Raw genomic sequence first — 11,887 nt, 5'->3', positions numbered from 1 at the left:
CTAAAATTAAATTGCGGGAGTAGCTCAGTTGGTAGAGCGTCAGCCTTCCAAGCTGAATGTCGCCGGTTCGAACCCGGTCTCCCGCTCTATTTTTTCTAATATTTTTCCTTCTAAAATACAGTTTCCCCTTTCATACATTTTTATTTTTAAAGCTCTTTAGAGCGCATTAGGTTGACTCTTTTTTAGGAATATTCTGTATGCTACCTAATCGGAAATTTTAACGGATCATGACCAATTGTTATGAATCATGACTAAATGTTGTGGTTAATCTGTAAAGAAAGATCGCTAGTTTTTTCGGAGTAAACTCCAGAGGCCTCCAAAGACAATATAAAGATTATTATAATTCACATATCATCCTTTCCTATATGCGAGCTGTTTCCGGTCAACCTCATTTCTCATTGATATGGTATTCCGCGTTAGGGATGGCGGCGGCATCCCCGCAGCAACGCAAGGGATACAGCCAAGAGCCCGACCGACAAAGGAGGGAACGCCCAAATCACTCACAAGATCCCGGCATGGTAAAAAATGTTTGTTTTTGTGCGCCGCTCCCCCAGTATTCCCATTTTTGACCTGACATCCTAAAATCGGATTTTAAGACAGTCTTTCGGGCCATAAAGGCTTGCCCTCTATAGACAATTCTAAAGTCATAGGTTTTACCCCATTCCAATAAGTCGGTTTTCAATTTCCCCTTTTTACTCGATGAAAAACGTTCCCATCTATTGGAAGAAACCAACTTGTAATCTATGGGTCCAGAATATCTAAAAACACCATTGCTGCAATGCGTTTCCAAATCAAAATAAAGTTTAGGATTCAGAGACACCTTCTTCTTGGTTAAAGTCCCTGTCGTTGCACAAGAATTTAAATCGATCCTATCTATAGGTCCGGCCGCAGCATAGGACCCTTCGTACAGGCTCACCTCATAACTCATGTTTTTAGGCAGGCCAAACAGCACCTCATCACCATTGTTCACAGCGATAGCCTTATCTCCTATTAGCTGTCCGTTACCGCCCTTCTTAGCCACGGTAATATAAACCGTTGCAGAAAGTTCCGAACTAGGGTTATAACGTAGTTTAACAGGTGTTGCACATATAGGACGATCAAATGCCAACATCCAAACAGACAAATGACTTACCGGGATAACAGCAAAAAACTTGCCCGAGGCATCTCTTTCTACCATTACATTCCCTTCCTTGTTCCATATAATACTGGCCTCATCTTTACTCCATACCGGAAATTTATCTCCCAAACGGATTGTTCTATCAGTCTCTGGATGATAGGTGGTCGGCGGCAAAAACATTTTCACCGATATAGGTTTTGAAAATACTTTTACAGGGGTATTGCCAACCTCAGCGGTTACATCTATAGCTCCGGCAACAAGAAAAGACACTCTTTCTCCCGAACCGGTAAGTACATCGTGCACTCCACCTGCAATATTCATGGCCGCTGCAGGATTGGTATTATTAAAATGGGTCATCGCGATACTTAAGGCACTACCGCTAGAAATTTGCTTGTTATGAACATCCTTAAAAGTTGTTCCTGCCGAAATATTGACCTCCACTACCGGATCTGGATTACTGCCTTTAGATTCTAAGACCAAGGAAACATCTTGCTTGGAAACACCATTTTCCAAATCGTTGTTCTGATATTTGTTAAAAGTAATTCCATCTGGGGTTTCAGATTTTTTTATCAGCTTAATATCTAAAAACTGCAAACTATCCGCGGAACCAATAGTAATAGCCCTGGTATTGGTCAGATAATTTGGTGCTTGGGCCTTCACATTAAAGCGCAAAGGACTGGTATCACTTATATCGGTATAGGGTTTCACCGCCAAGGTTAAGGAGTTATTCACCAACTTAGCTGCCCCTTGTTTATTGCTCAGTGAATGTCCGTCTGTTGCGTAAATTAACCCTTGATCTATAGCCTCTCCACTGAGCGTAATTTCCGCGTTGGCAGGGTATGGGTTATTTGCTTGGTCATTAGCGTCTATAACCTGAACCCCTACTCTATAATCTATAAAATCATTGGACAGCACAGCGGTCATCCCTTCAAAAGGACTTTCACAGGCAACCGGAAGGCTAAATGCTAATAATAAAATAGCCACTAGCAGTAATTTACAACCTAACTTTTTCATAAACAGTATTTTTATATTTTATATTGGCTTATAAATTAATTTGCATGACCAACTGTACAAAAGGCATAAACTGGTACTCTTTAATATTGTTTTCTAAAATAGGTGCTTGCGAAGATGTTGGCGTTAACATATTGGTCGCTACCATATCTACCGAGGGCTGACCATGATAATTGGCCCCTGCCTCAATAATTAGATTAAACTTTTTCCCTATATAAAAAGGATCATAGCCTAGGCTTAAAAACGGCTGAACTTTATTGGTTATAATATTGGTCTTTACCGTTCCTATTTCCTCTTGCTCAAAAACGAGTTCTCCCCATCGTACTTCATCCTTGAGGGTAGCGTCATAAAAGAACTTAGGATCATTTACATACCATAGTCCACCTCTAATTTTAAGGGACCTAAAAAAATTAGGATTGTTTTGATTTGCCGAAAAGGGAAACCATTCATAACTAAATGCTGCCATTAGAGTCCGAATATCAGAAGCCAAATTAAGGCTTCGGTTTCCCCATTGTCCTTCCATACCCGAATTAGAACTGCGATAAATAAGGTCTACTCGCAGCCGATGTCCATCTAGTATAGATTTGGCCACTTGAATACCCGACTCATAGATTGTATAGTTTTTAATTGATTTACCTCCCGCAACAAATCCTAAGGACCAGTCCGATACTTGCAAATCTTTGATAGGCACTTCTTGGAAAGCCTCTATTTGCTGCTCCTGAGCTATAAAAAGCTGTACCGACATAAGGGCCAACAAAATTAGGCACATCTTTATTTTTTGGTTGGTTTTCATAAATGATGAATGGTTATATATTAAAAGTATTTCCTTACATAAACAACTTCTAAACGCCCCAAAGGATCACAAAATCCAATTCGGCCTTATGTACTAACGCTGTTATTGATATTAAATTATTTATTGTTTTTAAATGTTGAGAAATCAATTGCCCATATAGCCCTTACAAATCCCTACACTAATACAAAACAATACCCAGGATCCGTGCTGTTTTAAAGCGATATTTTTATGATAATCACACTTTTATCGTTTAAAAACAACCTCGTGTTCTTTATAGAAATGGCAAAACAATTCCTTTTTAATGGGAGTGTTTCCATAAAAAAAACTTCACCCTGAGCTATTGTCTTAATTTTACTGACATTACACACTAAAAAACAACTGCTTTAAATATTATTTTAGGACCATCATATTTTGTACATTTAGGACATTTTCAGCTTCATAGTATGAGCCATCCACGTATACTTACTATCCATCAATTTGAGCAGGACATTGCCACGCCCGAGTTTTATTGCAACACTTTTAAAGACCATATTGCCTGTCACCATGGTACAATTTCCAAACCTCATAAGCACGACTTTTATGTAACCGTTATTTTTACGGAAGGAGAAGGTATTCATGAGATCGATTTCCATACCTACCCTATTCGTCCGGGATCGGTATTTTTTTTAAAACCGGGACAAACCCACCATTGGAACTACTCGAAAAACACAGAAGGCTATATCTTTTTACATTCGGAAAATTTTTATGTGTTGGAATTTTTAAGCCGTTCCCTTCAAAATTTTCCTTTTTACTATTCCGCCCACAATACGCCTTACTTAAATTTAAACCAAGAGAATATCCATAAAATGGTTCCCTATTTTCAACTGTTAAAGCGCGAGTTTGATGCAGCAGCTATCCTTAAAAAACAAAAAATAATAGGTCTAATAGATTTAATTTATATCGACCTGAGCAGACTATACCTAGAGCAGGCCCCAACAGATACTATAAAATCTACTACCTATATAAAAAAATTAAGAGCTCTTGAAAAGTTGATTGAAAACCAATATCTAGCCGAAAAATCTCCGGCTTTCTATGCCGATTTACTAAATATTACCCCAAAACACCTGAATAGAATTACCCAGACGACACTTGGCAAAACCACAGTAGCGCTCATTACGGACCGGGTATTATTAGAAGCCAAAAGAATGCTGGTATACTCCAATGATTCTTTTACCAATATCGCAAGACATCTGGGGTATGAAGACTATGCCTATTTTTCTAAACTCTTTAAGCAAAAAACCGGACTTACTCCTTCTCAATTTAAGAATACCTATCTATAACACTAACAATAGATGGCAGCCTAAGAAAAATCTGTTCACTATCTTTGCTCCCGAAATCATGGAAACAGCACACCTTCACTTTAAAATATACAAGCCTTTTGGCATGCTTAGTCAGTTTATGTCTAATGATGCCAAGGAAGCCAGAAAAAAACGATTTCTAAGCGATCTCAATAATTTTCCAAAAGGTATCATGCCAGTAGGCCGTTTGGACGAAAAATCGGAAGGATTATTACTACTGACCACCGATGGTAAACTGAGCGACCTTATAAATCGTTCGGGAATAGAAAAGGAATATTATGTGCAATTGGATGGAGATATTACCACAGAAGCCATTGAACGTTTAGAAGCAGGCGTAGAAATTGGCTTCAGCGGTAAAAAATACCAAACCAAGCCCTGTAAAGTTCAAAGGTTCCTAAACCCTCCTCTACTTCCCGAACCTGACAAAAAATTGAGACTGACCAGGCATAGGCCCAATTCTTGGATAAGTATAACCATTACAGAGGGTAAATTCCGTCAAGTCAGAAAAATGACTGCAGCGGTAGGGTTTCCGACCCTAAGATTGGTAAGGGTTCGCATTGCCGATATACATTTAAAGGAGCTTCTGCCAGGTACGGTAGCCGCTATACCCCATTTACCAATGGATAGGCAAATTGTAAGTTTTGCTTCCAATGAATGCGAAGACAAATAAATACAGTGCCCATCCTTTTTTGATGGTTTATTTATCACCAAAATAGGCTATCATCGGCTCAAAATAATGGGTGACCCATCCTTGTTCTACATGGGCCTCTTGTTCTGGCACCTTGCTATGGGTAAGGGTCAACAAAGTCCCTTTTTCGTGATTTTCAAAGTTAATTTCAATTTCAGAATCCTCATCCGTGGATTTAAATCCAGTAGTACGCCAAGACTGAATGATTTTTGAATGCGGTTCCAACACTAGGTTTTTTCCCCATAAATAAGCATTGTGGGCAGCAAAGGGTTTCCCCACTTCATCATTGATAATGGCAGGCGAGCCCCCGGTCATCGCAGCATGACTTTCCGAATTGAGCCAAGCCTTGTACACCTCGGTTGGAGAGGCCGGAATAACAGTTTCTAAACGGAATTTTTTAAGCATACCAAAAGATACAAAAAAACGGAATGGCATTGGTGCCAAAGTTTACTATTCTACCAATGAGACCGCTACAGTTTAAATGTCCGACCCATAACTAGAGATTGCTTTACACCTACTTAAAATTGTCCTTAAAGCGCAATAATCGCAAGGCATTGAACACCACTACCAGGGTAGACCCCTCGTGCATGGCCACGGCCACTCCTATACTTGCCCAGCCCATTATAGTGGCCGGTATTAAGATGGCCACCACCCCCATACTAATCCATAGATTTTGTTTAATAATATTTTTCGAGGCTCTGCTTAAAGCGATTACAAAGGGTAGTTTTTCAATTTTATCGGACATTAGGGCTACATCGGCTATTTCCAAGGCCACATCGCTACCTGCTGCCCCCATAGCAATACTCACGGTACTCATTGCCATAGCGGGCGCATCGTTCACCCCATCACCGACCATGGCCACTTTAGCATCGGTTTGTTTCAATTTCTCAATGGCCGACACCTTATTTTCTGGCAATAAATTTCCTTGAGCCTCCGTCAATCCTATTTCTTGGGCTATGGAATCCCCAACATTTTGATGGTCTCCGGTAAGCATTACCATTCTTTTTATTCCTATCTCCCGTAATTTCGCTAGCGTATTTTTGGCAGTAGCTCTCGGAACATCCATCAGGCTCAACAGACCGATTATTTCGTCTTTATAGGCTACTAACATTACGGTATGGCCTTTTTTCAACAAGCTGTTTTTTTGGATCATAATAGCCTCACCAAAAACCAACCGCTGTTCTTTCATCAAGGCTTCATTTCCAATAAAAACAGTGCCTCCCTGGTAAATGGCCTTGATTCCTTTTCCCTGTACTGCTGTTATGTTAGAAGCCTCCCCATTAGCCAGCGTACCAAACTGTTCCATAATCCCTTTTACGATAGCCTTGGCCAAGGGATGGTTACTTAATCTTTCGACCGCTACAACCAGCTTCAAAAACTCCTTTTTATCAAATTCATTGAAGATCTTGACATGGGTTAGTTTTGGTTTTCCTTCGGTGAGGGTGCCAGTTTTATCGAAGGCAATGGTAGTGAGGCTTCCCAAGTCTTCCAAAGCGCGTCCTCCTTTTATAAGCACTCCGCCCCTTGCGGCTCTCGCCACGCCACTTAAAACCGCACTAGGAGTAGATATGGCCAAAGCACAAGGACTGGCCGCTACCAGGACACTTATGGCCCTATATAAGCTTTCATCTATGGTTTCATCGAGTACGACATATCCAAAACACAAAATAAGAACAAGAATAATTACGGCAGGAACAAAGCGTTTTTCAAATTTTTTGGTAAGTCGTTGTGTAGGCGATTTTTTAGTTTCAACCTCACTGACCATTTTTATCAGTCGCGCTAAGGTAGAATCTTCCTTTAATTTTAGCACCATCACTTCAATGGCAGTATCTCCGTTAATGGTACCGGAAAAAACGATGTTCTTTTTGTCTAAGGTGTCAAAATCGTGTGTATTTCCAGGATCGTCAATCGCCCACTTATCTACAGGCATACTTTCCCCGGTAATAGCGGCTTCGTCAATACTACTGCTTCCCTTTATAATAAGCCCGTCTGCAGAAATTTTGCTATGAGGCTTTACTACAATTACATCCTTTACTTGCAATGCATCTACCGAAACCTCTTTTATACCCTCTCCTGTTTTTAACCAAGCAGTTTTTGGCGATAAGTCACCCAAGGCCCGAAGAGCTTTTTTAGCTTTGCCCATGGCATGGTTTTCTAGGGCATGCCCCAGACTGAACAAGAAAAGCAATAGCGCTCCTTCTCCCCACTCTCCAATATAGGCAGCCCCCAAGGCCGCAACGATCATTAGAAAATCTATTTCGAATTCGCCTTTCCGAATCTTTTCAAAAGCTTCGAGACCGGCAAAATATCCACCGAAAAAATAGGTGGTATAGTAGGAATAATGCCAAGTCCATTCCGGAAAATCGGTTGTAAGTTTGAAAAGTAATCCGGTAACGAAAAAAATACCGGCCAATACCGCATAATACAATTCTGTTTTTTCTCCAAAAATGCCATCATGGTTATGATCATGTCCATCATTCCCCGAATGCTTGTCCTCCATATACATTATTCTTAACTATTTCTGTAAAAATAGCTTAAAAGACAGTGCAATGTATAGGCTTTTCTAGATCAATGTTATGCACACTACCCTTAAATATCTATGGCTACCCTATTTTCTAGTTTAAGAAAGGGCATCAGTATTTTTTGTTGTTTTTTCCTCGGACCCTAATTTTTTTTTTTTTGGATTCCTCGTATTGTTCTTTGGTGATTTCACCTTTCGCGAATCTCTTTTTAAGAATATCTAAGGGCTCATCAGCCTTATCCCCCTTATAGTGAATATCTAAAGGCATAAAGAAAATCCAAACCAAAATAAGTAACCAAACTATCTACCATATATAATGCATTCCCCAAAAACGCGGCTACCGTAATCGCGCATACTAACTATTTTTAATATAATTATCAAAAACCCTATATCCTATTTTAAGGATGAAACAAATTAAAATAAGCCTCCACATTATGGTTTTATACCACCCACACATCCCCTATAGGTAACTGAAAGCCTTTTGGAGTTTGTAGAAATCTATGGGCCCAAAAAGCATCTTAAGAGCCCCTTTACACTTGTAAAAGCATCACAACAAACAAAGTAACACATTGATTATGATTATGTTATATGTTTCCGTTTTAATTTTTAGGCGTTTAACAGTCTAGGAATCCTACTCCTTTTTAATCCAGTTTTTATTAAAAAAAAGCACCACAAAAAGATCTTTTTGGAAATTCCCAGTGGCAATTCCGACGATTCACCCTCTATGATCAATTTAACTTAGATTCCCTATTTTTTTGTTTATAAGATCATTATAAATCTGCTTAATCTCCCTCCCCAGATATGGAATAAGTTTATGAAAAATCATTACTTTGCAACTCCTTTTTAAACCATCGTAGAAGTGAAAGTTTGTATAGCCGAAAAACCAAGTGTTGCCCGTGAAATTGCCTCAGTATTAGGTGCAAATACCAAACACGATGGTTATTTTGAAGGCAATGGCTATGCTGTCACCTTTACTTTTGGACATCTTTGTACCTTGTTTGAACCCAATGATTATAAATCTTATTGGAAGAGTTGGGATTTAAATAATTTACCCATGCTTCCAGAAAAGTTCCAGACCAAGGTGGTAGAAAATGCTGGAATTCAAAAACAGTTTAAAATCGTAAAAAAATTGTTCGACCAAGCCGAACTGGTCATCAACTGCGGGGATGCCGGCCAAGAGGGAGAACTAATTCAGCGCTGGGTATTACACCAGGCAAATTATAAGGGAGAGGTAAAACGCTTATGGATATCCTCCCTGACCACCGAGGCCATAAAAGAAGGGTTTACCAAATTAAAACCTTCGGAAGACTACGACAACTTGTATTATGCAGGATTTTCCAGAGCTATTGGAGATTGGTTGCTTGGGATGAATGCCACAAGGTTATACACTTTAAAACACGGGGGCTATAAACAAATGCTTTCAATTGGCCGAGTACAAACCCCTACTTTGGCCATGGTGGTGAGCCGGTTTTTAGAAATTGAAAACTTTAAGCCACAGCCTTATTGGGAATTACAGACCTTGTATAGAGACACCCTCTTTAGTTATGAAGAGGGACGTTTCCTTAAAATGGAAGATGGTGAAGCCATTGCCAACAAGGTCAAAGACGATGAGTTCGAAATTGTATCCATCACCAAGAAGAAAGCCAAGGAATACGCACCAAAACTTTTTGACCTAACCGGATTACAGGTGTATTGCAACACCAAATTTGGATTTACGGCAGAGGACACCCTTAAAATCGTTCAAAAACTTTACGAACAAAAGGTTGTCACCTACCCTAGAGTAGATACTACCTTTTTACCAAATGACATATATCCAAAAGTGCCTGGGATTTTGTCAAAACTGACAGATTTCGCCAATTTAACAGCTCCTATATTAGGAAAAAAAATAAAAAAATCGTCCAAGGTCTTTAACGATAAAAAAGTTACGGATCACCACGCAATCATACCTACTGGAGTTCAAATTAATTTACAGTACAACCAACAACAGGTATATGATAGTATCGTTAAACGTTTTATAGCCGTATTTTATGACGACTGTAATGTTTCCAATACCACGGTCATTGGAAAAGTAGCCGATATTAACTTTAAAACTACAGGGAAAGAAATACTGTCCAAAGGATGGCGGATTGTTTTTGAAAACCCAAATTCTAAGGATAAGAAAGAAACGGGTATTTTGCCCACCTTTGTAAAAGGTGAAAAAGGACCTCATGAACCTTCGTTTTTGGAAAAGCAAACCAAACCCCCTAAACATTTTACCGAAGCTACTTTGCTCCGGGCCATGGAAACCGCCGGAAAACAAGTAGATAATGAAGAAATGAGGGAATTGATGAAAGAGAATGGTATTGGACGTCCCTCGACCCGTGCCAATATTATAGAAACCTTGTTCAGGCGTAAATATATTGTCAGAAATAAAAAACAAGTATTGCCTACCCCAACGGGACTCCAGCTGATAGATACTATTCAGAACGACCTCTTAAAATCGGCCGAACTCACTGGGATGTGGGAAAAGCAATTAAAGGATATTGAAAAAGGCGACTATAATGCAGGTACTTTTATCGCTAACATGAAACAGATGGTAGACGCTTTGGTCTATGAGGTTCGCAGTGAAAGTAAACGTGCCAATATTTCCCATGCGGTTAAGAGCAGCAAGGACACCCCTAAAGCCACCCCAAAAAAGGAAGGCATTTTGTCCGAAACATGTCCAAAATGTAAAGAAGGCCAGCTTTTAAAAGGCAAAACCGCCTATGGCTGCAGCAAATATAAAACAGGCTGCGACTTTGTGCTTCCTTTTAACTTTATGGGCAAAAAAATATCTGAAAAACAACTTATACGACTCCTGCAAAAAGGGTGTACGGTAAACCTAAAAGGTTTTAAAACAGGGGCTGGCACCCAAGAAGGGCTGGTACGGTTTAACGATGCTTTCGAAATGGTCTTGGAGCCCAAGAAAAAAACGGTAAAAGTTCCAGAAACCCTCAACTGTCCCAAATGTAAAAAAGGCACTGTTATTAAAGGAAAAACGGCCTATGGATGTAGTGATTACAGCAGTGGTTGCGATTTCAGGTTCGCCTTTGACGACATCAAAAAGAAGGCTGCCAACAAACCCCTGACCAAAGAACTGGTCTTCGCTATTTTAAACGGTGAACAATAAGCCTACGGCTTGATTTCTTTATCCGTTTAGCCCCTCTCCTCTAGAAGATAAGAAAGGCAAAATCCTTAGGATTTATAGCCCTGAATTCTTTCCTATGACACTATTTTCTTTTCTGAAGTACGGCTGTAGACAGACTTTTCTGCTATCCTTTAAAATTAATACCTTAACTTTATTAGACAAAGTCCTTATAAACACCCCTACTATATGGCCAGATTCATAAAAAAACATAAACAAGAAATAGGGCTATCGCCAGACGCCCTTTATTTTCGCGGAAAAAAAAAGATAGACAAAGTATTGTTGCGTGTCATTGATTTCGACGCCGAGAATTTAGAAGAAAACCCGGTCCATACCGTCAAGGAGGTCCTAAAATATAAGGATAAAAACACGGTTACTTGGTTTAATGTCGACGGCTTGCACAATGAGGCGATTATGGAAGAAATTGCCCAAGGGTTTAAGTTAGACCGTCTTGTCCTTGCCGAGGTGATGGACACTCAGTCCAGGGCAAAGGTACACGAGTATGCCAATTGCATCTATATATCGATTAAAATGCTGCAACAAGACGAACAGACCAATACCATTTCTGTAGAAAACTTAAGCTTAATAGTAACGGAGACCGTCCTTATTTCTTTTCAGGAAAAAAAAGGAGATGTATTTGAACCTGTCAGGGAAAGAATAAGAAATCAAAAGAAAAGGATCAGGAATTCGGGCACCGATTATCTGGCTTTTGCCCTTCTCGATATTGTGGTAGACAATTATATTTATATCATCAGTATTTTAGGCGATAAAATAGAGGACCTAGAAAGCAATCTCTTACTAAACCCCAACCAAAAGGTTATCGATGAAATAAATGCCTATAAGAGAGAATTAAATTTCCTTAGGAAAAACATCAACCCGGCCAAAGAAATGATTTTGACCCTGTCGAAAATGGACTCCGATTTTATCACAGAAGGCTCTTATATACATTATAAGGAACTTTTGGACAATATCAATCAGGCTATGGAATCCTCTGATAGTTATCGAGAAATACTCTCTGACCAACTAAACATTTACCACACCACCATAAGCAGTAGGCTTAACGATATCATGAAATTTTTAACCGTTTTTTCGGTCATTTTTATCCCCTTAACTTTTATTGCCGGAATTTATGGGACCAATTTTGATGTGGTACCGGAGCTGCATTATAAATACAGTTATTTTATAATGTGGGGCGTGATGATAGTGCTGGTTGTTGTGATGTTGATTTATTTTAAAAGAAAGAAATGGCTGTAAAAC

At 39.4% G+C, this 11,887-nt stretch carries 9 protein-coding genes and 1 tRNA gene; 5 read left to right on the top strand and 5 right to left on the bottom strand.

Features of this window, described 5'->3' with window-relative positions:
* The first annotated feature begins 13 nt into the window (after window positions 1-13).
* A tRNA-Gly gene (locus BUA16_RS08310) sits at window positions 14-86 on the top strand.
* Window positions 87-496: 410 nt separating this feature from the next.
* On the opposite strand, the gene BUA16_RS08305 is transcribed toward BUA16_RS08310, so the two are convergent.
* Window positions 497-2,131: a hypothetical protein gene (locus BUA16_RS08305; RefSeq protein WP_072764290.1), complete on the bottom strand. Its 1,635-nt coding sequence runs from the start codon at window positions 2,129-2,131 to the stop codon at window positions 497-499.
* Between the two features lie 28 nt (window positions 2,132-2,159).
* Entirely contained in the window at window positions 2,160-2,921 is a 762-nt protein-coding gene (locus BUA16_RS08300) for a hypothetical protein (RefSeq protein ID WP_072764289.1), read from the bottom strand.
* A gap of 443 nt (window positions 2,922-3,364) precedes the next feature.
* Here BUA16_RS08300 and BUA16_RS08295 point away from each other — a divergent pair, with 443 nt between their 5' ends.
* On the top strand, window positions 3,365-4,240 hold the full coding sequence (locus tag BUA16_RS08295; protein ID WP_072764288.1) for a helix-turn-helix domain-containing protein: 876 nt from the start codon (window positions 3,365-3,367) through the stop codon (window positions 4,238-4,240).
* A 58-nt stretch (window positions 4,241-4,298) separates the two neighbouring features.
* Complete coding sequence (locus tag BUA16_RS08290) at window positions 4,299-4,928, top strand: pseudouridine synthase (protein WP_072764287.1); 630 nt, start codon at window positions 4,299-4,301, stop codon at window positions 4,926-4,928.
* A gap of 27 nt (window positions 4,929-4,955) precedes the next feature.
* Here the strand turns inward: BUA16_RS08290 and BUA16_RS08285 are convergent, their stop codons facing one another.
* The 3 genes from BUA16_RS08285 to BUA16_RS08275 all read right to left on the bottom strand — a co-directional run bounded on the left by BUA16_RS08285 (window position 4,956) and on the right by BUA16_RS08275 (window position 7,735).
* Window positions 4,956-5,351 carry an SRPBCC domain-containing protein gene (locus tag BUA16_RS08285; RefSeq protein WP_178338860.1) on the bottom strand — a complete coding sequence of 132 codons (396 nt, stop codon included), beginning with the start codon at window positions 5,349-5,351 and terminating at the stop codon, window positions 4,956-4,958.
* A 109-nt stretch (window positions 5,352-5,460) separates the two neighbouring features.
* Window positions 5,461-7,446: a heavy metal translocating P-type ATPase gene (locus BUA16_RS08280; protein WP_245795536.1), complete on the bottom strand. Its 1,986-nt coding sequence runs from the start codon at window positions 7,444-7,446 to the stop codon at window positions 5,461-5,463.
* 133 nt (window positions 7,447-7,579) lie between these two features.
* A complete protein-coding gene (locus BUA16_RS08275; RefSeq protein WP_245795535.1) occupies window positions 7,580-7,735 on the bottom strand; it encodes an SHOCT domain-containing protein in 156 nt (51 codons plus the stop codon).
* Window positions 7,736-8,326: 591 nt separating this feature from the next.
* On the opposite strand from BUA16_RS08275, the gene BUA16_RS08270 reads away from it, so the two are divergent.
* Both BUA16_RS08270 and corA read left to right on the top strand, forming a co-directional pair.
* Window positions 8,327-10,615, top strand: a complete 2,289-nt coding sequence (locus BUA16_RS08270) for a type IA DNA topoisomerase (protein ID WP_072764284.1) — start codon at window positions 8,327-8,329, stop codon at window positions 10,613-10,615.
* A gap of 204 nt (window positions 10,616-10,819) precedes the next feature.
* On the top strand, window positions 10,820-11,884 hold the full coding sequence (corA, locus tag BUA16_RS08265; protein WP_072764283.1) for a magnesium/cobalt transporter CorA: 1,065 nt from the start codon (window positions 10,820-10,822) through the stop codon (window positions 11,882-11,884).
* The last annotated feature ends 3 nt before the right edge of the window (window positions 11,885-11,887 follow it).

Origin of the sequence: Arenibacter nanhaiticus (assembly GCF_900141935.1) — a bacterium.
GTDB classification, from domain to species: domain Bacteria; phylum Bacteroidota; class Bacteroidia; order Flavobacteriales; family Flavobacteriaceae; genus Arenibacter; species Arenibacter nanhaiticus.
This window is presented reverse-complemented; position numbering and strand designations above follow the sequence as displayed.

Coding starts and splice junctions, on each gene's coding strand:
- BUA16_RS08300 (WP_072764289.1), bottom strand. CDS start 2,921: ATGAAAACCAACCAAAAAATAAAGATGTGCCTAATTTTGTTGGCCCTT.
- BUA16_RS08290 (WP_072764287.1), top strand. CDS start 4,299: ATGGAAACAGCACACCTTCACTTTAAAATATACAAGCCTTTTGGCATG.
- corA (WP_072764283.1), top strand. CDS start 10,820: ATGGCCAGATTCATAAAAAAACATAAACAAGAAATAGGGCTATCGCCA.
- BUA16_RS08275 (WP_245795535.1), bottom strand. CDS start 7,735: ATGCCTTTAGATATTCACTATAAGGGGGATAAGGCTGATGAGCCCTTA.
- BUA16_RS08285 (WP_178338860.1), bottom strand. CDS start 5,351: ATGCTTAAAAAATTCCGTTTAGAAACTGTTATTCCGGCCTCTCCAACC.
- BUA16_RS08280 (WP_245795536.1), bottom strand. CDS start 7,446: ATGGAGGACAAGCATTCGGGGAATGATGGACATGATCATAACCATGAT.
- BUA16_RS08305 (WP_072764290.1), bottom strand. CDS start 2,131: ATGAAAAAGTTAGGTTGTAAATTACTGCTAGTGGCTATTTTATTATTA.
- BUA16_RS08295 (WP_072764288.1), top strand. CDS start 3,365: ATGAGCCATCCACGTATACTTACTATCCATCAATTTGAGCAGGACATT.